This window comes from Amycolatopsis sp. NPDC005003 (assembly GCF_053600695.1).
Genome location: NZ_JBSGAI010000047.1, coordinates 1 through 23639, shown reverse-complemented (window position 1 = coordinate 23639; position 23639 = coordinate 1). Strand labels below are relative to the sequence as shown.

Genomic DNA, 23639 nt, shown 5'->3' with positions numbered 1-23639 from the left:
GTCGGTGCTTGACGGGCACGGGACGCCGCGGTCGTTCAGCTCCCGCGCGATCCCGGCCACGCTGCGTCCGGTGGCTCGTTGCTGGAAGATCCACCGAACCCACGGTGCGGTGGCCGGGGCAGGTTCGAGGCGGTGCCGGCGGCGCCCCCAGCTCGCATGCGCTCGGTTCGGGTGCGGACCGGCGTCGGCCAGGCGATATCCGTACGGTGGCCGGCCGCCGAGAAACCTGCCTGCACGCGGGCCTGGATGTGCATCGCGGCCAGCACCCGATGCCGAGCTCGCAGCACTTCGCGGCGCGACTCTCCGATCACGACCGCGTCGAACGGACAGTCCGGTCGCTCTGCCGCTGCGATCAACTGGGCCGCGGCCGACCGTTCCCGCCAGGGCAGCCGACGTGAGCATCCTTCATCGAAGTACTCCGCCACGATCACACCGCGCCGCGGATCGTCTCCTCGGCCACCTCACGCTGCCACCCCAGCGACGTCGTCCGGTCCTGGAATTCGACCGTGGACATCCGCCCGTAAAATGCGAACCTCAGCCCACGGCCACCGACGGCTCGCCGGCGACGCCGGGCGCCGGCTCGGCGTGGGGGTACAGCGCTTGGCATGGTGGCTCTGCGGGCGCTACTGCTCATCGCGCACCTCGGTGCTTGAGGCGGGTTCGGTTCGAGGGCGGAACGCGGTCGCGCGCCACCGATGACGAGTTCGGGGCCTGATCTGCACCCGAATGGCCGTACTCGGTGCCCGGAAACCCGGGGCACGCGCGATTCGCGAGCGCCGCATCGTCGAGGCGTTTCCGCCGCTGGGCGCTGGTGACTGGGCTCGCGGTGGAGGTGATCGCGGCGGCCGGGATCCGGGTGCTGGCCACCACGCTCCGCGGCCGTAAAGACAAAGCCGGATAGCCCCTCAGGACGGGGGTACCCGATGGTCACGAGACGCGCACTGTGGCAACGGCAGGCCTGCCGGTGCGGTCGTGCAGTGAGCCTGTCGTGGACCTGCCGCACGAAGGACGACTCGCCGCGAGCGAGGGCCGAAAGGAGCGTGCCGGAATGGCGACACGCATCGTGACCAGCAGCCGCGCGATGGCGGCCGAAGCCGACATCGTGCTCAACACCGCATCCGACGCCGCCCGCGTGAAGGCGTGGCTGCCGGGTGGCGGCTCCCGCGCCTACGACATCCACTTGCATGCGGCGGAAGGTCGGGTGGAGTGGCGTCCGGCCGGTCGCGACGGCTGGGCCGGGCGGCTGCGGGTCATCGGCAGCGGGACTGGGGCCAGCCAGGCCGAGCTGCAAGTGGAGGTCGATGAGGCGGCTGATCCCGACGAGGTGCGCGAGACCCTCGACAGCGCACTTCGCGCACTGGCGGCGGAGGTGGATCAGAACTTCAACGTCAGCTGACCGGCCTGAGCCAGGCGCGGGCCTCGGCGACGGTGGGCTTGATGGTCATGACGCGGTCCAGGGCGGTCAGCTGCAGGTGCCGGAGCATCGTGCGCTGGGTGCTGACGAGGCAGAACGCGACACCCGCGGAGTTCGCTGCCTGGGTGAAGATCTGGAGCGCCGCGAGCCCGGAGGAGGAGAGGAAGGTGACTTCGTCGAGATCGGCGATCACCGCGTTCGGCTGCCCAGCGAGGGTTGATTCGAGGTGCTGGGTGAAGGCGCGTGCCGTGGCGAGGTCGATCTCGCCGGACACGGTCGCCAGTACCACACCGGCGTCGCGGGTGATGGACAAAGCAAGTTTGCCTCGCCCGTAGTCCCCGCTGAACCGGCTCACCAAGGCTTCGTGGAAGCAATCCTGCATCACCGTGCTCCTTGCTGTCGTCGAAAGGTGCGCTTCAGGCTGCGCTTTCGTGGTCTTCGAGCCCCACTGCTTTGCGCAGCTGGACGCAGTCGCGGTGCAGCTGCGGGTGGACGTCGGCCAAGTGGGCCATCAGGTCGCACAGGCCCGAGGCGATGGCGTTGAGCTTGTGCTGGGTGGCGTCGTCGGAGCGTTTCTGGGTGTTCTGCAGCAATGCGACGAGCAGGAACGTCACGACCGTGGTCGCAGTGTTGATGACCAGCTGCCAGGAATCGATGCTGGGCAGAATCAGGAACGATGGTGCCCACAGGACGACCAACAGTACACATAGGACGAAGAACCACGCGCGTGAGGCGAATTTGCCGATGACGCTGGCGAACCGGTCGAACGGTCCGAGATGCGCATTCACGTCCGAGGGCATGGTGGCCGTTCGGGAAGAGGAAGAAGCGGTCATGTCGGCGAAATCCCTCCGCGAGTCAGTACCGTTCGGTCGCCGGTGCGCGTGTGGCCGGTATCCGGTACGTCCAGTGGGGTGACCGGCGTTCCTGCCGCGACCGTCGGACCAGGACCAGCAGCCACAGCACTCCGATCAGCGCGATCACGCCCATGCCAGCCCAGGTCGTCACGGTGTACACCGCCGTCACGTCCCCGGGCGGGACGACGAGGCCGCGCGGCTCGAACTGCGCCACCTGTCCGGTCAGCACCAGGGTGATCACCAGCGCGATGGCCGACATCGAGTCCCACAGCGCGTGCAGCAGCGCGACGCCGAGGAACGCCAGCGCCAGGCGAAGGCTCAGCACGAAATGCTCGCGCGTGCTCCACGCGAACAGCAGCCCGCCCAGGATGGCGGTCCACAGCCCGTGCCCGACCGGCGCGAGCAATCCGCGCAGCAGCTCGGTCGTGACCAGGTCGGAAAGAGACAGGCCCCGGGCGGTGAACAACGACGTGAGCGCGTAGCCCGCGGATTCGAAGGCGGAGAAACCGAAACCGACCGTCGCGCCGAGGACGATCCCGTCCCGCATGGACTTCACGGCCAGCCCGCGTGTCAGCAGGGCGAGCGCGACCAGCTTGACCGCCTCCTCGATGAGCCCGACCCCCACGTACAGCCACATCGACGGGTACAGCAGGTAGGTCTCCAGCACCGAAGCGCCGAGAACGCCGAGCACCCCGCCGACGAAGAAGGTCCGGAACACCAGCTCGGCGGTGATCTCCCCGGAGTCACGGCGCTCGAACGCCCACGCCACGAACGTCACCGGCACCAGGAAGCTGCCGAGCAGCACGAGGGTCGGCAGCAGGTTCGGATTGCCGGTCGCGTACGTCACGATGACCGACAGCACCCACAGCAGCAGGCCGATCGCGAAGATCCGCAGCCACGCCCGCCGGTGGGGACGGCGGCTCACGGTGGTCATCGGCGCCTCCCGAACCGCTCGCCGCGCCCGGTGGCCGCGGTGTCGACGAACGCGCGGAAGCGGGCGGGGGAGCCGGGTTCGGCGACGCCGTCGAACCCCTGCGGGCAGCGCAGCGCCGCCCACCGCGGCCGTCCGCCTTCGGCATCGACGCGGTACAGCGCGAACACCTCGGCGAGCGGCCCGTCGTCCAGCTCGTACAGCACCGGCGGGGTCAGCCCGATCAGCTCCAGCTCGCCGCCTGTCGCCGTCAACCGGTCGCGGAAGCGACGCAGCAGGTCGAGGAGGTCGTCGCCGGGCTGCTCCACCCGGGACAGGTCGACGACGAAGTTCCGGGAGCCCGCGTGGACCAGCCCGGCCAGGTACCCGGCGAGGTTCCGCAACGCCGGTGCGTCCGCTCGCCCGGCGATCGCGACGACGGCGTAGCTCCCGGGGTGCAGGGTGGAGCTGATGGTGAGTTCGTGCAGGGGCGTCACGTGGCTGATCAGCCGGTCCAGTTCGGTGAGCGCGAGGGAAAGCCTGGTGGTCATGGGAGTCCTCCTGGTTGTGCGAGTTCTTGCGCGAGGCGCTCGTGCACCAGCCGGACGGCCATGGCCCCTTCGCCCGCCGCCGAGGCCACGCGCTTCACCGAGCCGTGCCGGACATCGCCGACGGCGAACACGCCGGGGCTGCTCGTCTCGAGCGGCAACGGCGTGCGTGCGGTCCCGGCGCCGGCGTCCGCGCCCGTGAGCACGAACCCGTCCTCGTCGAGCGCGACGTGGCCGGACAGCCAGCGCGTGTGGGGCGCGGCCCCGATGAAGACGAACAACGCACGGGCATTGAGCCGGTGCCGCTCGCCGGTGCGGTTGTCTTCGACCTGGACGCCCGACATCGTCTTGCCGTCCTCGACGACGTCGCGGACTTCGGTGTACAGGTGCACCTGGACTCGCGGGTGGCGCTCGACCTGGTCGACGAGGTAACGCGACATGTCCGCGCCGAGATCGCCGCCGCGCACCAGCAGGTGCACCACGGGCGAGGTCTGCGCCAGGAACACCGCGGCCTGCCCCGCGGAGTTCCCGCCGCCGACCACCGCGACCGGGTCGGCCCGGCACTGCCGGGCCTCCTGCGGGGTCGCGGCGTAGTAGAGGCACGTACCCTCCAGGTGTTCGAGCCGGGGGAGGGGCAGCCGCCGGTACCGGGCGCCGGTCGCGATGATCACCGTCCGGGTGATGATCTCGGTGCCGTCGTCGAAGCCCACCGCGTACAGGCCACCCCGCGGGGTGAGCGTGCGCGCTTGGCCTGGAACGGCGATCCGGACCCCGAACTTGTCCGCCTGGATCACCGACCGCTCGGCCAGTTCCGCTCCCGAAATCCCGGACGGGAAGCCCAGGTAGTTCTCGATCCGGGACGTCGTGCCCGCTTGCCCGCCCGCGGCGACGGCGTCGAACGCCGACGTCACCAGTCCCTCGGAGGCCGCGTAGACGACGGCCGCGAGCCCGCCGGGCCCGGCGCCGACCACCAGCAGGTCCCGCACGCCCTCCGGGGACTCCTCGTGCCGGAGCCCCATCGCGCAGGCCAGTTCGGTGTTGCTGGGGTTGCGCAGCACCCCCGCGCCGGGCAGCACCACCACCGGGGTTTCCTCGACGGTGACGCCGAGCCGGCGCAGCAGCGCCTCGGCTCCGCGGTCCTTGTCGAGATCCTCCAGCCGGTACGGCAGGCGGTTGCGGGCCACGAACTCCAGCAGCCGCCGGGTGTCCGGCGAATAGCACGAGCCGACGATCCGCAGTCCGTCGCCGGAGCCGATGACGACCGTGCGGCGGACGAAGTAGGCGTGCAGGATCAGGTCGCCGAGGACCGGGTCGCCGAGGACCAGCCGCTTCAGCTCGCCGACTCCGACGACGAGTACCTCTCCGGGTTCCGCGGCGACGGCGGTGAAGAACGACGGCTGTCCTTCGAGCAGGCCCAGTTCGCCGAGGAACCGCCCCGGCCCGTGCACCCGCACGGTTCTGGTCTCGCCCCCTTCGCGGTGCTGGATGGCGACCTTGCCGCTCAGGACGACGAACCAGTCCGTCGTCCGTTCCCCTTGCGCGTAGAGCACTTCTCCCGGCCGCAGCGGCCGGCGCTCGCCCGCGGCGGAGAGCTTCTCGAGCTGCTCGAGGGTCAGCCGGGGGAACGCGCCGTGCGGATCCGGGGTCTCGACGAGCTCCTGCGCCGCGACTGTCATACGAACGCCTCGTGCGCGTAGCACCAGCGCCAGTTCTCCCCGGGCTCGAACGAGCGCACGATCGGGTGGCCGATGGCGTGGGCGTGCCGGCTCGCGTGCTTCATCGGTGACGAGTCGCAACAGCCGACGTGCCCGCAGGTCAGGCACAGCCGCAGGTGCACCCACGAGGTTCCGGTGGAAAGACACTCCTGGCAGCCCTGGGGAGTCCGGGGCACCACGTCCCGGACGAGAGCCAGGTGCGGGTCGATGACGGTGGTCATGCCTTCGCCTCCTCGGGCGAGTTCAGTGCTTGGTCGAGCCAGTCGCGCAGGACGTTCTCCGGGGCCGCGCCGGCTTGCCGCCGGACGACCTCGCCGCCGCGGAGCACCAGCAGGGTCGGCACGGCCATGACGTCGAAGCGGCGCGCCACTCCCGGCGCCAGGTCGATGTCGACCTTGACGAGCTTCACCTTCCCGGCCCGGGCGCGGGCGAGCCGGTCGAGCGCCGGGCTCACCGATCGGCAGGGGCCGCACCACTCGGCCCAGAGGTCGACGAGCACCGGGAGGCCGGCCCGCTCGGCGATCGGCGCGAAGTCGGCGTCGCCCGCGTCGACCACCCACGGCAGCGGTTGGTGGCAGTTCCCGCACTTCGGCGTTCCGTCGGCGGCGACGGGAATCCGGTTGGTCTTCCCGCAGTGTTCGCAGGTGACGACGACGGTCCTCATGCTGCAGCCTCCTGCCCGGCGGCGCGGAAGTCGACGGTCAGGTCGCCGTCGGCCGCGTCGACCACGATCACCAGGCCCTCGGTCAGCTCGCCGCGCAGCAGCGCGCGCCCGATCCGGGTCTCGACCTCGTGGGAGATGTAGCGGCGCAACGGCCGGGCGCCGTACACCGGGTCGAACCCGCGCCCGGCGATGAACTGGCGCGCGGCGGCGGTGAGCTCGACCGTGATGCCCTGCTCGGCCAGCCGGCGGCGCAGCTGGTCGAACTGCAGTTCCACGATCCGCTCGATCTCCGGCCGCCCCAGCGGGGTGAACAGCACGATGTCGTCGAGGCGGTTGAGGAACTCGGGCCGGAAGTGGTGCCGCAGTTCGGCCAGCACCGCGTCCCGGGCTTCCGGTTTGATCTCGCCGGAGGAGGTGACCCCGTCGAGCAGGTGCTGCGAGCCGATGTTGGACGTCATGATGATCACGGTGTTGCGGAAGTCGACCAGCCTGCCCTGCGCGTCGGTGATCCGGCCGTCGTCGAGCACCTGCAGCAGCGTGTTGAACACGTCCGGGTGCGCCTTCTCGATCTCGTCGAACAGCACGACCGCGTAAGGCTTGCGCCGCACGGCTTCGGTGAGCTGACCGCCCTCGTCGTAGCCGACGTACCCCGGCGGCGCGCCGAGCAGCCGGGAGACCGTGTGCCGCTCCTGGTATTCGCTCATGTCGAGCCGGACCATGTTGTCCTCGCTGTCGAACAGCGCCGCCGCGAGGGTCTTCGCCAGCTCCGTCTTCCCGACCCCGGTCGGGCCGAGGAAGAGGAACGAGCCGATCGGCTTGCGCGGGTCGCGGATGCCCGACCGGGCGCGGATGATCGCGTCGGCGACCAGCCGGACGGCTTCGTCCTGGCCGATGACCCGCTCGTGCAGGATTTCGTCCAGCCGCAGCAGCTTTTCGCGCTCGCCCTCTTGCAGCCGCGACACCGGGATACCGGTCCACTGCGAAACGATCTCGGCGATTTCGTCCTCGGTGACGACCTCGCGCAGCAGCCGCTTCTCGCCCTGCTTCCGCGCCAGCCGTTCCTCCTCGCCCGCGAGCTGGCGCTCCAGCTCGCGGATCTCGCCGTACCGCAGCTCGGCCGCGCGGTTGAGGTCGTAGTTCCGTTCCGCCTCCTCGGCTTCGTGACGTACCCGCTCCAGTTCGGACCGCAGCTCCTGCACGCGCCGGATCGCCTGGCGTTCGGCGTCCCACTGCGCCTTCTTGGCGTCGGTTTCGGCCCGCAGGTCCGCCAGCTCCTTGCGGAGTTCCTCGAGCCGCGCCTTGCTCGCCTTGTCGGTTTCCTTGGCCAGCGCGGCTTCCTCGATCTCCAGGCGGGTCAGCCGCCGGGTGAGCTCGTCGAGCTCGGCCGGCATCGAGTCGATTTCCGTGCGCAGCCGCGCGCATGCCTCGTCGACGAGGTCGATCGCCTTGTCCGGCAGGAACCGGTCGCTGATGTAGCGGTGCGACAGCACGGCCGCGGCGACGAGCGCCGCGTCCTGGATCTTGACGCCGTGGAACACCTCGAGCCGTTCGCGCAGCCCGCGCAGGATGGAGATGGTGTCCTCGACGGCCGGTTCGGGCACGACGACCGGCTGGAACCGCCGTTCCAGCGCGGCGTCCTTCTCGATGTGCTTGCGGTACTCGTCCAGGGTGGTCGCGCCGATCATGTGCAGTTCGCCGCGGGCGAGCATCGGCTTGAGCATGTTGCCGGCGTCCATCGCGCCTTCGGTGGCGCCCGCGCCGACGATCGTGTGCAGCTCGTCGACGAACAGGATGATCCGGCCTTCGGCGGCCTTGACCTCGCCGAGCACGGCCTTGAGCCGTTCCTCGAACTCGCCGCGGTACTTGGCCCCGGCCACCAGCGCGCTCATGTCGAGCGAGAAGATCGTCCGGTCCCGCAGGCCCTCCGGCACGTCGCCGCGCACGATCCGCTGCGCCAGCCCTTCCACGATCGCGGTCTTGCCGACCCCGGGATCGCCGACGAGCACGGGGTTGTTCTTGGTCTTGCGCGAGAGGATCTGGACGACGCGGCGGATCTCGGTGTCGCGCCCGATCACCGGGTCGAGCTTGCCGGCGCGCCCGTCGGCGACCAGGTCGCGGCCGTACTTCTCCAGCGCCTCGTAGGAACCCTCGGGCGTCGCCGACGTGACGCGCTGGTTGCCGCGGACCTTGGTCAGCGCGGTCAGGAAGGAATCGCGGGTCACGCCGTGGTCGTGCAGGATCCGCCCGGCCGCCGACTTCGTCCCCTCCTCGGCCAGCGCCAGGACCAGGTGCTCGACCGAGACGTATTCGTCCTTGAGCCGCCGGGCTTCCCGCTCTGCCGCGTCGAGCAGCCCGGCCAGCCGCCGGGTGACGTAGACCTGCCCCGGCGAGGCGCCGGGCCCGGTCACCTTCGGCCGGCGGGCGAGTTCCGCCTCGGTCGCGGCGCGCAGCGCGTCCACGTCCGCGCCGGTCTTCGCCAGCAACCGCGGGACGAGGCCCTCGGGCTGGTCGAGCAGCGCGAGCAGCAGGTGCTCGCCGTCGGTTTCGGTGTGGCCGAGGCGCCCGGCGACGCTCTGGGCCTCCTGCAGTGCTTCCTGCGACTTCTGGGTCAGCTTGCTCATGTCCATCGCCGGTGGCTCCTGACTCGGGCTTCGAGGACGTCGATGCGGTCGAGCAGGTCGAGGACGAGCCCGAGCGCGGCGTAGTTGAGGGACAGCGTGGTGCGCAACCGCTGGATCCGGGCCAGTCTGGGCACCACGGACGGCGGGAAGCACGGACGGCCGTTCGGGTCCGGGGTCGATTCCACCAGGCCGAGTGCCGCGAACCGGCGGAGCAGCTCGGGGTGCAGCCCGGTGCGCGCGGCCACGGTCTCGAGGTCGAGCCGGGCCGGGCGGACGAGCACGTACCGCGCCATCAGGTCCTCCTGGGATCGAAGTCGGACACCGCGGCGAGCTCTTCGTACAGCTCGCGTTCGCGCTTGCTCGGTCGCTTCGGCACCATGATCCGGACCTCCGCGTAGAGGTCGCCCGGCTTGCCCTTCGGGTTCGGCATGCCCTCCCCGCGCAGCCGCAGCCGCCGTCCGCTGGACGACCCGGCCGTGACGCGCGCCTTCACCTCGCCGCCGGGGGTGGTGATCGGGACCGTGGCGCCGAGCGCGGCCTCCGACGGCGTCACCGGGAGGGTCACGTGGATGTCGCGCCCGTCCAGGCGGTACCGGCGGTCCGGCCGGATGCGGACGACGAGGTAGAGGTCGCCGGGGGCGGCGTTGCCGGAGCCGCGCCCGCCCTGTCCGGCCAGCCGGATGCGCTGCCCGTCGAGCACGCCCGCCGGGATCTTCACGTCGTACTCGCGGTCGCCGCCGAAGTCCAGGTGCCGCTGCCCGCCGCGGTAGGCCTCCTCGACGGTCAGTTCGAGCTCGGCCTCCTGGTCCGCGCCCGGGACCGGGCCGCCGCGCCCCCGGCCGCGGAAGAGGCCGCCGAGGAGGTCCTCGATGTCGACGCCCTCGAACCCCTCGAACCCACCGCCGGAGGTGCTGTAGCGGACCCGGCCGCCGCGCGGTCCGGCGCCGGCGCCGACGCGCTGCTCCCAGTCGTCGGGCACCTGCCGGAAGTCCGCGCCGAACCGGTCGTACTTGCGCCGCTGCTCCGGGTCGGACAGGACCTGGTAGGCCTCGCTGACCTCCTTGAACCGTTCTTCGGCCTGCGGGTCCTTGTTGACGTCCGGGTGGTTCTCGCGGGCGAGTTTCCGGTACGCTCGCTGGATCTCCTCGGCGCCGGCGTCCCGGCCGACCCCGAGCGCGGCGTAGAAGTCCCGTGCCACGCGTGCTCACCCCCGTGGTTTGGCCACGGTGACCGCGGCCGGCCTCAGCTGTCCGCCGCCGGTTCCGTATCCCGGCCGGACCACCCGGGTCACCGTGTTCGCCTCGGCGCCCGGCTCGTCGACGACCGCGACCACCTCGTGCCGGGCCGGGTCGAACGGGACGCCGCTCTCGGCGTCACGCTGGTACCCGAGGCCGGTCAGCAGCTGCACGGCCTGGTCCCGGATCGCCAGCACGCCCTGCACGACGGCGGTGGGATCGCCTTCGGCGTGCGTTAGCGCCAGTTCCAAGTTGTCGATGACGGGCAGGAACGCCGCGGCGACCCGGGCCCGCTCGGCCGCGCGCTCGGCACGCAGCTCCGCCGCGTGCCGCTTGCGCAGGTTGTCGGCGTCGGCCATCGCCCGGCGCCAGCGGTCCTCGCATTCGGCCGACTTCGCTTCGAGCTCCTGGATCCGGTCAGGCCCCACCGCCGGGACGGGCGGGTCCCGGGGCGCGGACTCCGCGCCCGTCCCGGCGGCGTCCACGGAGGGTGTCCCCGGCTCCGTGGACTTTCCTGTGGTGGCCATGGTCGATCACGCCCGATCGAAGTCGGCGTCGATCACGTCGTCGTCCTCGGCCGGTTCTCGCTGCGGCGGAGGACCGCCGTCCCCGCCCGGCCGGGCCGCGGTGAGCCCGGCCAGCACCTGCTGCAGCTCCGAGGTCAGCTCGCGCACCCGGTCCAGCGGCGCGTCCGACTGGACGGCTTCGCGTGCTTCGGTGATCAGCATTTCCGCGCGCGCCTTCTCGTGCGCCGGTGTCTGGTCGGTGATCGCCTTCTCGGCCTGGTAGGCGACGCTGTCCAGCAGGTTGCGCGCCTCGACCTCCTCGCGCAGGCGTTCGTCGTCGGCGCGGTTGCGCTCGGCCTCGCTGACCATCCGCTCGATCTCGGACTTGTCGAGGTTCGAGCTCTCGGTGATCGTGATGCCCTGCTCGGCGCCGGTGTCCTTGTCCCGCGCGGTGACGTTGACGATGCCGTTCGCGTCGACGTCGAAGGTCACCTCGATCTGCGGCTCGCCGCGCGGTGCCGGCCGGATGTCCTTGAGCTGGAACCGCCCGAGCACCCGGTTGTCGGCCGCGCGCTCGCGCTCGCCCTGCAGCACCACGATGTCGACGGCGGGCTGGTTGTCCTCCGCAGTGGAGAACACCTCCGTGCGCCGCGCCGGGATCGTCGTGTTCCGCTCGATGATCTTCGTCATCACGCCGCCGCGGGTTTCCACGCCCAGTGACAGCGGGGTGACGTCGAGCAGCAGGACGTCCTTGACCTCGCCCTTGAGCACCCCGGCCTGCACGGCGGCGCCGAGCGCGACGACCTCGTCCGGGTTGACGCTCATGTTCGGGTCCTTGCCGTTGGTCAGCCTGCGGACCAGGGCTTGCACGGCGGGGATCCGGGTCGAGCCGCCGACGAGGATGACCTCGTCGATGTCGTTCGCGCTGACCTTGGCGTCGGCCATCGCCTGCCGCACCGGGCCGAGGCAGCGCTCCACCAGGTCGGCGGTGATCTGCTCGAACTCCGAGCGCCGGACGGTCGCGGTCAGGTGCTTCGGCCCGCTCGCGTCGGCGGTGATGAACGGCAGGTTGACACTCGTCTGGGCGACCGACGACAGCTCGACCTTGGCCTTCTCCGCGGCCTCGAACAGCCGCTGCAGCGCCTGCGCGTCCTGCCGCAGATCGATGCCGTTGTCCGCGGCGAACTTGTCGGCGAGGAAGTCCACGAGCCGCCGGTCGAAGTCGTCGCCGCCGAGGTGGCTGTCGCCCGCGGTGGCCCGCACCTCGACCACGCCGTCGCCGACGTCGAGCAGGCTCACGTCGAACGTGCCGCCGCCGAGGTCGAAGACCAGCACGGTCTCGTGCTGCTGCGAGTCCAGCCCGTAGGCCAGCGCGGCGGCGGTCGGCTCGTTGATGATCCGCAGGACGTTCAGCCCGGCGATCTTCCCGGCGTCCTTGGTCGCCTGCCGCTGCGCGTCGTTGAAGTACGCGGGCACGGTGATCACGGCCTCGGTCACCCGCTCGCCGAGGTGCTTGCCCGCGTCGTCGGCCAGCTTGCGCAGCACCTGCGCGCTGATCTCCTCCGGCGAGTACAGCTTGCCGCGGATGTCGAAGCGGACGACACCGCCCTCGCCTTCGACGACGTCGAACCCGACCGCCTTGGCCTCGTCGGACACCTCGTCGAACTTGCGGCCGATGAACCGCTTCGCCGAGTAGATGGTGCCCTTCGGGTTGAGAATCGCCTGGCGGCGGGCGAGCTGCCCGACCAGCCGTTCACCGCTTTCGGTGAACCCGACCACCGACGGGGTGGTCCGTGCTCCCTCCGAGTTGGGGATGACCCGTGGCTCGCCCGCTTCCCAGACGGCGATCACCGAGTTGGTGGTGCCGAGGTCGATCCCGACCGCCTTGGCCATCACACACCCCCCGGCGCCGGGGGCAGCTGCGCCAGCAGCGCCCGGGCGTCGTCGGCGACTTCGGCGTCGGCGACGACCTCGTAGCGGGTGGGCGCCATCGCGCGGACCGAAGCGAAGTCGCGGCGGCCGCCCTGCAGCGCGTGCGCGACCAGCCCGAAGATCGCCCCGACGACCGCGCCGAAGACGAGCCCGTAGAGCGCGAGCGTCAGCGTGGCCAGGACGGGGGTGAACCAGTTGAACAAGGCGAACAGCCAGCCGATCAGGAGCCCGGTCAGTGCCCCGGAGCCGGCCCCGCGCAGGGCGGCGCCCCCGAGGCCGAGCCGGCCGATGACCTGCTCCACCAGCTGCACGTCGCGGCCGATGATGGCGGTCCGCTGGACCGGAAACCCTTGGTCCGAGAGGTGGTCCACGGCGTGCTCGGCGTCGCGGTAGTCGTCGTAGGAAGCGATCGGGACTCGTTCGGGAGCGTGGCGTGGGGTAGGCGCGGTCGCGCCCGGCTGTGCGGTCATGGCTCGCCTCCGGTGTTCGCGTGTTTTTCGGCGCTGGCTTGGGTGGGCAGTAAGGTCTCGGTCGATGTCCCTTTCCCGCCGGATCGTCTTATCGGGAGTGTCCGATCGGAACCGATTCCGCGGGGATTCGGCCTGCGGGCAGGCTTTCCGCACGCCACGTCCGGCGTTCGGCGACGGGTGAACCTGTCCGATGTGTTCCACCGTGGCAAAGGCGCGCACGGCCCGCGTGCGCCCCGCAGGCCGAATTTCCGGGAGCCTTGTCGGCCCGGCGGAACAGGTCCCGGCGGCGTAGGGTGCGAAACAGCAGCTCGGCGCCGGGGAGGCGGTTATGACGCCCGAGGAAGATGGAGTCCCGCCCGGCAACGAAGCCAAGACGGACAGCTGGTGGCTGGCCCAGTTGTCGAATCTCTACGGCCTGTTCGCGATTTCGATGATGATGTTCGACGGCCGTGACGCGGCGGACATCCTGCGCATCGCCGCGGCCTCGGTTTCGTCATTGATTGGTTGCACAACCGATGCGGCTTACCTTGTCGACGAGGACGGAACGGTCACCCCGCAGAATGGTGCGGAAAAGGCCCATCCCGACCTCGGCGCGGCGGTCGGCAAGCTCGACGGGCAGAGCGGGGGGATCGAGCTGTCCGACGGCCAGTGGCGCTGGTGCTACGCGCTGCGCGCGCCGGGCGGCCTGACCGGCATCCTCGTGGTCCGGGCCGAGCAGGCCCCGTCCCGTGACGAGTCCTTCCTGCTCAGCTCGCTCTGCCAGCAGGCGGCCGCGGCGCTGGCCAACTCGGCGCTGCTCAAACGAGAGCGGCGGCAGTCGGTGGCGCTGCGGGAGCTCAACGGGCAGCTGTCCGCGTCGGTGGAGCGGCTCAAGCAGCAGAAGCTGGTGCACGACGTGCTGTCCACCATCTCCGCCTCCGGGGCCGGCGAGCCGGGCATCGCGCACGCGCTGCACCAGCTGACCGCGCTGCCCGTAGCGATCGAGGATCGATTTGGCAACCTGCGCGCGTGGGGCGGCCCCGGCCGGCCGGACCCGTACCCGAAGGTCGCGGTGCACCGGCGGGAGGAGCTGCTGCGGCGCGCCGCGACCCGGTCCGAGCCGATCCGCGTCAAGGACCGGCTCGTCTCCCTGGTGCGGCCGCGGCACGAGGTGCTCGGCGTGCTCGCCCTCGTCGACCCCGGGCGGACCGCAGGCGCGGACCAGGTCTTCGCCCTCGAATACGGGTCCACCATGCTGGCGTTGGAACTGTCACACCAGCGCAGCCTGGCCGAGGCCGAGCTGCGCCTGCACCGCGACCTGGTGGACGACCTCGTCGCCGGTACCGACGACGGAAGCGCTTACGCACGGGCCGAGGCGATCGGGCACGACCTGCGCCGCCCGCACCACGTGGTCGTGCTGCGGTGGTCCGGCGACCTCGCCGACGACGTGGTCGCCGAGGCCACGGGCCGCGCCGTGACGGCACTCGGGCTCGCCACGCTCGTGTCGCGCCATTCGGGCTCGGTCGTGCTGCTGGTCGCCGGGCGGCCGGACGGGGCGGCGCTGTACGCCTCGCTGTCGGAAAGCCTCGGTGCCGACGGGGCGATCGGCATCGGCAGCAGCTGCGACACCCCGGGGCGGCTGCCCAAGTCCTACGCCGAAGCGGTGCGCGCGGTGCAGATCCGGCGCAACTCGCACACCCCGAACGGCTTCACCACGTTCGAGCAGCTGGGGATCTACCGCATCCTCGACACCGGGCAGAACCACGGCGACGTCGTCGAGTTCGTCCGCGAGTGGCTCGGGAAACTGCTCGACTACGACACCCAGCGCAACGCCGAGCTGGTCCCGACGCTCGCGCAGTACCTCGAGTGCGGCGGCAGCTACGGCGACACCGCCGCCGCGCTGATGATCCACCGGAGCACGCTGCGCTACCGGCTCGGCCGGATCCGGGAGATCACGGAGCTGGACCTCAACGATGTGGACAGCAGGCTGAACCTCCATCTCGCCACCCGGGTGTGGCAGGTGCTGCGCGGAACGCCGTGACCGGAGAGCCGACCGGGATCACCTCGTGTGATCGGCCCGTCGGCGGGTACGCGACCTCGGAACGCACCTGCACGAAGGGAGTCACCGTGGTACAGCACGAGAAGTGGCTGACCGCTGTCGAAGACGTCGCCGAGCTGGACGACCCGGCCGAAGCGAGGGCCGTGCTGGGCGCGGTCGTGGCCGCTCTCGCCCGGTGCCTGCCGGACACCGGCCGCGAGTGGCTGGCCGACCGGCTGCCCAGTCCCGAGGCCGGACCGGCGCGCGATCCCGGGCCGTCGAACCTGAAGTCGGGCACCGACGTCGAAGCCGCGGTGGCCCGGCGGCTGCGAACCACCCCCGAGCGGGCCCGCTACCTGACCCAGGCGGTCCTGGCCGCGCTCACGCGGACCGATCCCGGACTCGCCGAGGATCTTCGTGGACGGCTCCCGCGAGCCGTCGCCGAGACACTCGCCCCGGCGGGGGAGTCGCCCCGCGATGCCGCGAGCCACCGGCCCGAGGTCCCGACGCGGCTGTCGGACGAGGAGGTGGCCCGCGGCCTGCGTCACCTGACCGGGTGGTCCGGGGACCGCCACGGGATCGAGCGCACGGTGCAGCTGCCCGCCGACCGGATCACGCCGCTGGTCGAGCGCGTCCAGCGGGAGGCGCGGGCGATGAACGACCACGCCCACGTCGAGCGGGCCGACGACGCGGTGACATTCCGGCTGCGCACCGGCCGCGAGGGGGTCGTCACCGAACCGGATCTGCGGCTGGCCGAGCGGATCGACGAAGCCGTCGCCGCCGTGGGGTCCGGGGGACGGCCCGGTTGAGCGTCGCCGGGGCGGATACCCGGGTGCCATGGACGACTCCGAGAACTGGTGGCGCGACGCCGTCGTTTACGAGGTCTACCCCCGCAGCTTCGCCGACGCGAACGGCGACGGCACCGGGGATCTCGCGGGCCTGCGCTCGCGGCTCGCCTACCTGGCCGACCTGGGTGTCGACGCCGTGTGGACGACACCGTGGTACCGCTCGCCCATGGTCGACGGCGGCTACGACATCGAAGACCACCGGGCCGTCGACCCGCTGTTCGGAACCGACGCGGACGCGCTCGAGCTGATCGCCGAGGTGCACCGGGCCGGGCTGCGGCTGCTGATCGACGTAGTGCCGAACCACACCTCCGACCGCCACCGGTGGTTCCAGGCCGCGCTGGCCGCCGGACCTGGTTCACCCGAACGGGCGCGGTACCACTTCCGGCCCGGGCGTGGCGACGGCGAGCTGCCGCCCACCGACTGGCGCAGCGTCTTCGGCGGTCCCGCGTGGAAGCGGGTGCCCGACGGCGAGTGGTACCTGCACCTGTTCGCGCCGGAACAGCCCGACCTGAACTGGGACCACGCCGGCGTGCGTGCCGAGTACGAGGACCTGCTGCGGTTCTGGTTCTCCCGTGGCGTCGACGGCGTCCGCATCGACGTCGCCCACGGCCTGGTCAAGGACCCGTCGTACCCCGACCTGGGCTCCGACCACGGAGACCTGGTGCAGCCGCCGGACCGGAGCCGGCACCCGCACTGGGACCTCGAAGGCGTGCACGACATCTACCGGTCGTGGCGCAAGATCGCGGCCGAGTTCGGCCCGGACCGGGTGTTCGTCGCCGAGGCGTGGGTCGCGAAGCCGGAGCGCCTCGCATGCTACGTCCGGCCGGACGAGCTGCACACGGCGTTCAACTTCGACTTCCTGCGCTGTTCCTGGGATGCCGGGGCGCTGCGCTCGGTGATCGACTGCACGGTGAAGGCCTTGCATGCGGCGGGCGCGCCCGCGACGTGGGTGCTCTCCAACCACGACGTCGTCCGGCACGTGACGCGGTTCGGCCGCGCCATCACACGGGTCGAGGACCACCCCTGCCCGCCCGGGCCGGCCGACCTCGCGCTGGGCCGGCGGCGGGCCCGGGCGGCGTTGCTGCTGATGCTGGCGCTGCCCGGTGGCGCGTACCTGTACCAGGGTGAGGAGCTGGGCCTGGAGGAGGTCGAGGACCTGCCCGAGGACGTGCTGACCGACCCGACGTGGGAGCGCTCCGGCCACACCCGCCGCGGCCGCGACGGCTGCCGGGTGCCGCTGCCGTGGTCGGGAACGGCGCCACCGTTCGGCTTCACCGACGGCGGCACTCGGACGTGGCTGCCGCAGCCGGCCCGGTGGCGGGAGCTGACCGTGCAGGCGCAGGGCGACGCTCCGGAGTCGATGCTCTGCCTGTACCGCGCCGCCCTCGCGGCGCGGCGCGAGCACCCGGCGCTGGGGGACGGGACGATGACGTGGCTGTCCGCACCGGAGGGAGTGCTGTCCTTCGCCCGTGAGCCGGGGTTCGAGTGCGTGGTGAACCTGTCCGCCGAGCCCTTCGAGCTGCCGGACGGCGCGCGGGTGCTGCTGGCCAGTGTGCCGCCGGACGGAGGCCGGGTGCCGCCCGACGGCGCCGCGTGGCTGGTCAGGACGTGACGAGGCGGATCCAGCGGTAGCCGTAGCCGGCGATGGCCACCTCCGCCGCGTCGATCCGGTCGTCGTAGCCGCCGTCCTCGAACACCGCCAGCGCGATGTCGTCCGCCTCCGCCGGGATGCGGACGTGGCAGGCAGCGGGGCCGAGGTTGTGCACGAACACCATGCGGCCCTTCGCCGTTTCGGCCCGGTGCACCAGCACCTCCGGAGGGCCGCCGTCGACGGGCTCGTGCCGTCCGACGGCGATCTCCGGGCACTCCTTGCGGGTGTGCAGCACCCGCTCGAACCAGGTGAGCAGGCTGGTCGCGTCCCGGCGCTGGCCGAGGACGTTGACCCGCTCGTACCCGAACGGCCCGCCTTGGACGAGCGGCGCGGCCAGCTGCGCGGCCGGCGCGCGGGAGAACCCGCCGTTGGGCCCGTCGGACCACTGCATCGGAGTGCGGATCGCGGTGCGCTCGGGCAGGGCCAGGTCCTCGCCCATGCCGATCTCGTCGCCGTACCGCAGTACGGGGCTGCCCGGCATGGTGAGCAACAGGCTGTAGGCCAGTTCCAGCCGCCGCCGGTCGCCGTCCAGCATGCAGGCCAGCCGACGCCGGATGCCGCGGTCGTACAGCTGCATGTGGGGCTCCGGCCCGAACCGGCCGATCACGTCACCGCGTTCGGCGGGAGACAGGCCGCCGAGGTCGACCTCGTCGTGGTTGCGCAGGAAGGTGGCCCACTGGGCCTGGCCCGGCAGCCGCGGCGAGCGCCGCAGCCGCTCCCGGACGGGCTCGGCGTCGCCGCGGGCCAACCCGAGCATCAAGGCCTGGTTGAGCCGGAAGTCGAAGAGCATCGTCGCGCGGCTGGCCTCGTCGTCCGCGGTGCCGAAGTACTCGAGCAGCTCGTCCTCGGGCACGTTGGCCTCGGCGAGCAGGATGGCGTCCCCACGTTGCCAGGAAGCGGTTTCCCGCAGCCGCCGCAAGAGGCCGAAGTCCCGTCGCCCCCGCGACTCGATGAGGAACGGGGCTGCGTCGACCCGGAAACCCGCGACGCCGAGCCGCAGCCAGAAGGTGACGATCTTGGCCAGCTCGGCCTGCACCGCCGGGTGTTCGACGTCGAGCTCGGGTTGAAAGCGGTAGAACCGGTGCCGGTACCAGCGGCCGACGGTCTCGGCATAGGTCCAGGTCTCCTCTTCGGACCCGGGGAACACGCCGCCGTCCCACCGGTCGGCGGGTTCGTGGTCGGCCCACACGTACCAGTCGTGGTGCGGCGCCTCCCGGCCGGAGAGGGCCGACCGGAACCACGGGTGCTCGTCGCTGGTGTGGTTGACGACCAGGTCCAGCACGATCCGGATGCCGACCTCGTCGGCCTGGCTCACGAGTTCGGCGAAGTCGCCGAGCGTGCCGAAGCGCGGGTCGATGCCGTAGTAGTCGGTGATGTCGTAGCCGCCGTCGCGACGCGGCGAGGGATGACACGGGTTGAGCCAGATCGTGTCCACCCCGAGCCGGGCGAGGTAGTCCAGCCGGTCGGTGAGGCCGCACAGGTCACCGACCCCGTCGTCATCGGAGTCCTGAAAGGTCTCGATGTCGAGGGAGTAGATGATTCCGTTGCGATACCACCGATCCACGGTGCGGCGGCTACCCGCGGGCCCCCGGGACAAACTCAGTCATGAGCCCGCGCCAGGTGCTGGCCGCGAAGGAGGGCGTAGAGGTGATCCGGGTCGTGGGGAAAGGGGAATCCCATGGCGCAGGCCCGCTCGGCGTCCTGGCGGATGCCGCGCAGCGCACCGGGGGACAGCTCCGGGACGCCCGGCCCTTCGGTGCGCAGCCAGTCGAGCAGGTCGTCCCAGCTTGCCCAGTCGCCGGCCGCCAGCACCGTCCTCACCACGGCGCGGTCGAACTCTTCGGCGCGCAGATCTTCGTCGGTCGTCGGTTCGTCCTTTTCGGTCATGCCACGGGCGGTACCCGGTGACCCGGACGGCAAACGCCCGGCCGTTTGCCGGGAGTCGAGCCGGGAACCCGGAGCGCTCACCTCGCAGACCCGGGGAAAGGCTTGAGCATGACCCAGCGTGCGCCGGAGGCTCTCGTAGTAGGGCTGTTGACCGATGACGGGTTGCCCGGGCAGCTCGCCGGGAGAATCGCGGACGGCCTGCCCGCCCGCCTGGCCCGTGACCTCGGCGAGGAGACGTCCTGGCGCGTCGAGCACGACACGCAGTCCCTTCCCCTGAACGAGGAGGGTGACATCCCCATGCTGGCCCTGGCCGAGGAGCGCCGGGCCGAACAGGGCTGGGACCTGCTGGTGCTGATCACCGACCTCCCGCGGAGGGCAGGCACGGTCCCGATCGCTTCGGACTACAACGCCGAGCATGGTGTGGCGATGGTGTCCCTGCCCGCGCTCGGTGCCCTCCGGCTGCGGGGCCGGGCGTCCCGGCTGGTCGTCCACCTGGTCCGGCACCTGGTGGCGCGCCGCTCGGCGAAGGAGGCGGATCCGCCGCGGGGGATCCTCGACCGGCTGCGGGACCTGGTCGCGCCGACGCGGCACATCCGGGGCCGCGGCGCCGCCGATGAGCACCTGGCTTTGGTGGGGGTGCGTGGCCGGGTGCGGTTGCTGGCCGGGATGATCCGGGACAACCGGCCGTGGCGGTTGGTGCCCAACCTTGCCGGAGCGACCGCGGCCGCGGCCGCTACTGCCGCGTACGGGATCATCACCACCTCGTTCTGGAAGCTCGCCGAAGCGCTGCCCGCGTTGCGGCTGGCGGGGATCACGGTGCTGGCGATCGTGGTGATGGCGGGCTGGTTGATGGTGCACAACCGGCTGTGGGATTCGCCGTCGGGGCATCTCGATCGGCGGAAAGCGGTGTTGTACAACGCTTCGACTGCGCTGACGTTGTCGATCGGTGTGGCTTGTATGTATGCCATTCTGTTCGTGCTGGCGATGGTCGCGTCGGTCGTGCTGATCGAAGGCGTTTATTTCGGGCAGGTTCTGGGCCATCCGGCTGGGCCGGCTTCGTATCTGAAGCTGGTGTGGCTGGCGACTTCGGTGGGGATCGTCGCCGGGGCGGTGGGGTCGAGCGTCGAGGATGAGGAACGCGTCCGCCGGGCGACTTACAGCCGGCGTGAGCGGGAGCGGCAGCGGCGCACCCGCGAGCGCGCCGACGAAGCCGGCGACTGAGCGGTCACCGGGCTGCGAGGGCTTCGCCGACCGTGCCGCACAGGGATCGCACGCCGGCTACGGTCAAGGGCGAGCCGACGGACTGTTCCGAGCCGACCACCCGTAGCCCGACGTCGACGCGGCGGAGATCCGTCGCGATCTGCAAGACGCTCCGGAGAGTTCTCCAGGTCGCGCCAGAACGCGAAGACGTCCGGCGGTGGTTTGCGGATGGTGGTCGCAGCGGTCAGTTCCACGAAATCTCCTTTTCGTGCGCCCTGTCGCCGGCCAGCTGTGCCACGCCCCGGGACGGCCGCGGTCGGTCGTGGTTTAGCGGGTTCTTCGGAGGAAATCCGGCCCCCCAGGCAGCTACGACGAGGAGGCAGTAATGAAGGCAGTGGTGTACGAGGGTCCGCGGCAGGTCAGCGTCAAGGATGTGCCGGACGCGCGGATCGAGCGGCCGACCGATGTCCTGGTGCAGATCACGTCGGCGAACATCTGCGGCTCGGACCTGCACATGTATGAGGGCCGGACCGACTTCGAGCACGGCCGCTGGTTCGGGCACGAGAACCTCGGGCAGGTCGTCGAGATCGGTGCCGGGGTCGACAAGGTAGAGGTGGGCGACTGGGTCGTCATGCCGTTCAACATCTCCTGCGGGCATTGCAAGAACTGCGAACGTCAGCTGACGAACTACTGCCTGACCGCCCAGCCCGAGCCGAAGATGGCCGGTGCCGCCTACGGTTTCGCCGACATGGGCCCGTACGCCGGGGGACAGGCTGAGCTGTTGCGCGTGCCCTGGGGTGACTTCAACTGCCTGCGGCTGGGCGAGGACGCGGAGCAGCGGCAGACCGACTACGTGATGCTCGCCGACATCTTCCCGACCGGCTACCACGCCACCGAGATGGCCGGCGTGCGGCCCGGCGATCAGACCGTCATCTACGGCGCGGGCCCGGTCGGGCTCATGGCCGCGCTCTCGGCGACCATCCGCGGGGCGAGCAAGGTGATGGTCGTCGACCGGCACACCGACCGGCTGCGACTGGCCGAATCGATCGGCGCGATCGCCATCGACGACTCGAAGGTCGACCCGGTGCAGGCCGTTCTGGACGAGACGATGGGGCTGGGTGCGGACAACGGCTGCGAGTGCGTCGGCTATCAGGCGCACGAGCCCGACGGCCAGGAGCGGGCCAATCTGACGATGAACCGGCTGGTCGCCTCGGTGCGCTTCACCGGGAAGATCGGCAACGTCGGCGTCTTCGTGCCCCAGGACCCCGGTGCGGAGGACGAGCTGGCCAAGCAGGGCAAGCTCGCCTTCGACTACGGCATGTTCTGGTTCAAGGGCCAGCACATCGGCAGCGGCCAGGCGCCGGTCAAGAAGTACAACCGCCAGCTGCGCGACCTGATCGCCGCGGGCAAGGCCGAACCGTCCTTCATCGTCAGCCACGAACTGCCCCTCGACCGGGCACCCGAGGCCTACGAGCACTTCGACAACCGGGACGACGGCTGGACGAAGGTCGTCCTGCACCCGGCCATGGCGGGTGCCTGACATGGCCGGAGAGCTCAACGGACGCCGCATCGCCATCCTCGCGGCCGACGGGGTGGAGCGAGTCGAGCTGGAACAGCCGCGGCAAGCGTTGGACAACGCCGGCGCCCGCACCGTCGTGGTCTCCATCGCCGGCGGCGAAATCCAGGCGCGCAACCACGACCTCGAAGACGCCGGCACCTTCACGGTGGACCAGCTGGTCGGCGCCGTGTCGGTCGACGACTATGAGGCGTTGCTCCTCCCGGGTGGGACGGTGAACCCGGACAAGCTGCGGATGGAACCCGCAGCGGTGCAGTTCGTCCGCGACTTCGTCCGGTCGGGGAAGCCGGTCGCCTCGATTTGCCACGGCCCGTGGAACTTCGTCGAGGCCGACGTCGCCCGGGGACGCCGGCTGACCTCGTGGCCGAGCGTGCGCACGGACCTGCGCAACGCCGGAGCCGAGGTGGTCGACGAGCCGGTCGTCACCGACGGCAACATCACCACGAGCCGATCACCCGACGATCTACCGGCCTTTTGCGAGCGCATCGTGAAGGAGTTCGCCAAAGCCTCGTAGACCGCTGATGCCGGTCGGGCGGGAGTCGGCGATCACGAAGGAGCTTCAGCTGTCCGTCCGGGTTGTTCTGGTACCAGTAGTCGCGCCGAAATCCGGCTGGTGCCAGGGCACCCGGGCGCCGGGGCGACGTCAGGTGGCCGGTGACCGCGACGGCTACCCGAGCACGGGCGATATCCTACGTGTGGGTGTTCAAGTCAAGCTGCAGGTCGGCAGCGAACTTGAGGATGGGGTTATAGATCAACTCGGTCCTCGGACATATGCCCGGTGCCTCGGGCGTCCGCGCCGACCGAGCAGCCCGCTGCGGCTACTACCCAGCTGGCCACTACCCAGCCGGTCACCTCCCCGCCCAGCACGCCGTCGCCGACCAGCCCGAGCCACAACACCGAAACGAGCACCGTCGAGGCGGTTGCACAGTTCTCACCGCAGGTGGAGATGGCTCGCGACAAGGCGCAGAGCTACCTCGGCTTCAGCGCGTTCTCACGTAACGGCCTGATTCGGCAGCTGTCCTCGGACGCTGGTGAAGGTTTTCCGAAGGCCGTGGCCACCGAAGCCGTGGACAGCCTGTCGGCCGACTGGAACGCGCAGGCCGTCAAGTCGGCCGAGAACTACCTGAGCTTCACGTCGTTCTCCTGCTCAGGCCTGAAGCAGCAGCTCTCGTCGTCTGCCGGTGAGGGCTACACCAAGGCGCAGGCCGCCTACGGAGCCGGCCAGACCGACGCGTGCAAGTGAGGCCGAGCGCCTGATCGAAAGACCCCCATGAGCGCCAAGTTCAGGTTTGCCGCCTGGCTGTGCATCGTGATCTCGGCGGCCCAGATCGTGATCAGCTACGCCGGTCTGGCCGGCCTCGCACGACTGGTCGGCTGCACCCAGTCGAGCTGCGGTTGGTGCCGTTCGCCATGGGCGTCACGATCGTGGCGTCCACGCTGGTGTGGCTCGGCCAGGGCGCTCCGCCGCACGGCGCCGGCCGACGTCGCCGAGCCTTAGTGGTTGGTTTCGGAAGTTCTTCGTGGGTGGTCATGCTGCGTGTGGGAGTTCGGTGGTGATGTCCTGGTGTTCGTGGTCGCTGATCCTGGTCAG

At 71.0% G+C, this 23639-nt stretch carries 23 protein-coding genes and 1 pseudogene; 8 read left to right on the top strand and 16 right to left on the bottom strand.

Annotated features, from left to right (window positions below; all coding sequences use genetic code 11):
• Nucleotides 1–54: 54 nt before the first annotated feature.
• Nucleotides 55–402: pseudogene (locus ACWED2_RS38965) on the bottom strand (hypothetical protein); the annotation flags it as partial.
• A 646-nt stretch (nucleotides 403–1048) separates the two neighbouring features.
• Between ACWED2_RS38965 and ACWED2_RS38960 the strand changes: the two are divergent.
• Nucleotides 1049–1396: a hypothetical protein gene (locus tag ACWED2_RS38960; protein ID WP_449695535.1), complete on the top strand. Its 348-nt coding sequence runs from the start codon at nucleotides 1049–1051 to the stop codon at nucleotides 1394–1396.
• Here ACWED2_RS38960 and ACWED2_RS38955 read toward each other — a convergent pair.
• Genes ACWED2_RS38955 through ACWED2_RS38895 form a run of 13 tightly spaced genes read right to left on the bottom strand, consistent with a single transcriptional unit; the run spans nucleotide 1389 to nucleotide 12869 of the window.
• Complete coding sequence (locus ACWED2_RS38955) at nucleotides 1389–1796, bottom strand: STAS domain-containing protein (protein WP_449695534.1); 408 nt, start codon at nucleotides 1794–1796, stop codon at nucleotides 1389–1391. The genes ACWED2_RS38960 and ACWED2_RS38955 overlap by 8 nt on opposite strands.
• 34 nt (nucleotides 1797–1830) lie before the next feature.
• On the bottom strand, nucleotides 1831–2247 hold the full coding sequence (locus tag ACWED2_RS38950) for a low affinity iron permease family protein (protein WP_449695533.1): 417 nt from the start codon (nucleotides 2245–2247) through the stop codon (nucleotides 1831–1833).
• 22 nt (nucleotides 2248–2269) lie between these two features.
• Nucleotides 2270–3202, bottom strand: coding sequence for a PrsW family intramembrane metalloprotease (locus ACWED2_RS38945; RefSeq protein ID WP_449695532.1), 933 nt, complete (start codon nucleotides 3200–3202; stop codon nucleotides 2270–2272).
• On the bottom strand, nucleotides 3199–3729 hold the full coding sequence (locus ACWED2_RS38940) for an STAS domain-containing protein (RefSeq protein WP_449695531.1): 531 nt from the start codon (nucleotides 3727–3729) through the stop codon (nucleotides 3199–3201). The genes ACWED2_RS38945 and ACWED2_RS38940 overlap by 4 nt, the downstream gene beginning before the upstream one ends.
• The gene (locus tag ACWED2_RS38935; RefSeq protein ID WP_449695530.1) at nucleotides 3726–5402 is read right to left on the bottom strand and encodes an FAD-dependent oxidoreductase; all 1677 of its coding nucleotides are present in this window, start codon (nucleotides 5400–5402) and stop codon (nucleotides 3726–3728) included. Before ACWED2_RS38935 ends, ACWED2_RS38940 begins: the two co-directional genes overlap by 4 nt.
• Nucleotides 5399–5662 carry a ubiquitin carboxyl-terminal hydrolase 14 gene (locus ACWED2_RS38930; RefSeq protein WP_449695529.1) on the bottom strand — a complete coding sequence of 88 codons (264 nt, stop codon included), beginning with the start codon at nucleotides 5660–5662 and terminating at the stop codon, nucleotides 5399–5401. The genes ACWED2_RS38935 and ACWED2_RS38930 overlap by 4 nt, the downstream gene beginning before the upstream one ends.
• Nucleotides 5659–6105 carry a thioredoxin gene (gene trxA / locus ACWED2_RS38925; RefSeq protein WP_449695528.1) on the bottom strand — a complete coding sequence of 149 codons (447 nt, stop codon included), beginning with the start codon at nucleotides 6103–6105 and terminating at the stop codon, nucleotides 5659–5661. Before trxA ends, ACWED2_RS38930 begins: the two co-directional genes overlap by 4 nt.
• On the bottom strand, nucleotides 6102–8732 hold the full coding sequence (gene clpB / locus ACWED2_RS38920) for an ATP-dependent chaperone ClpB (protein ID WP_449695527.1): 2631 nt from the start codon (nucleotides 8730–8732) through the stop codon (nucleotides 6102–6104). The genes trxA and clpB overlap by 4 nt, the downstream gene beginning before the upstream one ends.
• Nucleotides 8723–9019, bottom strand: coding sequence for a chaperone modulator CbpM (locus tag ACWED2_RS38915; RefSeq protein WP_449695526.1), 297 nt, complete (start codon nucleotides 9017–9019; stop codon nucleotides 8723–8725). The genes clpB and ACWED2_RS38915 overlap by 10 nt, the downstream gene beginning before the upstream one ends.
• Entirely contained in the window at nucleotides 9019–9924 is a 906-nt protein-coding gene (locus tag ACWED2_RS38910) for a DnaJ C-terminal domain-containing protein (RefSeq protein WP_449695525.1), read from the bottom strand. Before ACWED2_RS38910 ends, ACWED2_RS38915 begins: the two co-directional genes overlap by 1 nt.
• 6 nt (nucleotides 9925–9930) lie before the next feature.
• Nucleotides 9931–10488, bottom strand: a complete 558-nt coding sequence (locus tag ACWED2_RS38905) for a nucleotide exchange factor GrpE (RefSeq protein WP_449695524.1) — start codon at nucleotides 10486–10488, stop codon at nucleotides 9931–9933.
• Nucleotides 10489–10494: 6 nt separating this feature from the next.
• Nucleotides 10495–12360, bottom strand: a complete 1866-nt coding sequence (gene dnaK / locus ACWED2_RS38900; RefSeq protein WP_449695523.1) for a molecular chaperone DnaK — start codon at nucleotides 12358–12360, stop codon at nucleotides 10495–10497.
• Entirely contained in the window at nucleotides 12360–12869 is a 510-nt protein-coding gene (locus tag ACWED2_RS38895; protein ID WP_449695522.1) for a general stress protein, read from the bottom strand. Before ACWED2_RS38895 ends, dnaK begins: the two co-directional genes overlap by 1 nt.
• A 328-nt stretch (nucleotides 12870–13197) precedes the next feature.
• Here ACWED2_RS38895 and ACWED2_RS38890 point away from each other — a divergent pair, with 328 nt between their 5' ends.
• The 3 genes from ACWED2_RS38890 to ACWED2_RS38880 all read left to right on the top strand — a co-directional run bounded on the left by ACWED2_RS38890 (nucleotide 13198) and on the right by ACWED2_RS38880 (nucleotide 17346).
• Entirely contained in the window at nucleotides 13198–14889 is a 1692-nt protein-coding gene (locus ACWED2_RS38890) for a PucR family transcriptional regulator (RefSeq protein ID WP_449695521.1), read from the top strand.
• A gap of 86 nt (nucleotides 14890–14975) precedes the next feature.
• Complete coding sequence (locus ACWED2_RS38885) at nucleotides 14976–15695, top strand: DUF2267 domain-containing protein (protein WP_449695520.1); 720 nt, start codon at nucleotides 14976–14978, stop codon at nucleotides 15693–15695.
• A gap of 28 nt (nucleotides 15696–15723) precedes the next feature.
• Nucleotides 15724–17346: a glycoside hydrolase family 13 protein gene (locus tag ACWED2_RS38880; protein ID WP_449695519.1), complete on the top strand. Its 1623-nt coding sequence runs from the start codon at nucleotides 15724–15726 to the stop codon at nucleotides 17344–17346.
• On the opposite strand, the gene ACWED2_RS38875 is transcribed toward ACWED2_RS38880, so the two are convergent.
• Entirely contained in the window at nucleotides 17336–18949 is a 1614-nt protein-coding gene (locus ACWED2_RS38875; RefSeq protein ID WP_449695518.1) for an alpha-amylase family protein, read from the bottom strand. The two genes, ACWED2_RS38880 and ACWED2_RS38875, sit on opposite strands and share 11 nt — an antisense overlap.
• A 35-nt stretch (nucleotides 18950–18984) precedes the next feature.
• On the bottom strand, nucleotides 18985–19272 hold the full coding sequence (locus tag ACWED2_RS38870; RefSeq protein WP_449695517.1) for a hypothetical protein: 288 nt from the start codon (nucleotides 19270–19272) through the stop codon (nucleotides 18985–18987).
• A gap of 108 nt (nucleotides 19273–19380) precedes the next feature.
• Here ACWED2_RS38870 and ACWED2_RS38865 point away from each other — a divergent pair, with 108 nt between their 5' ends.
• The 4 genes from ACWED2_RS38865 (at nucleotide 19381) to ACWED2_RS38850 (ending at nucleotide 23291) form a co-directional block, all read left to right on the top strand.
• Nucleotides 19381–20493, top strand: coding sequence for a hypothetical protein (locus ACWED2_RS38865; RefSeq protein WP_449695516.1), 1113 nt, complete (start codon nucleotides 19381–19383; stop codon nucleotides 20491–20493).
• A gap of 364 nt (nucleotides 20494–20857) precedes the next feature.
• Entirely contained in the window at nucleotides 20858–22012 is a 1155-nt protein-coding gene (locus ACWED2_RS38860) for a glutathione-independent formaldehyde dehydrogenase (RefSeq protein WP_449695515.1), read from the top strand.
• A 1-nt stretch (nucleotide 22013) separates the two neighbouring features.
• Nucleotides 22014–22562 (top strand): type 1 glutamine amidotransferase domain-containing protein, encoded by a 549-nt coding sequence (locus ACWED2_RS38855; protein ID WP_449695514.1) that lies wholly within the window; start codon nucleotides 22014–22016, stop codon nucleotides 22560–22562.
• Nucleotides 22563–22826: 264 nt separating this feature from the next.
• A complete protein-coding gene (locus ACWED2_RS38850) occupies nucleotides 22827–23291 on the top strand; it encodes an Ltp family lipoprotein (RefSeq protein ID WP_449695513.1) in 465 nt (154 codons plus the stop codon).
• The last annotated feature ends 348 nt before the right edge of the window (nucleotides 23292–23639 follow it).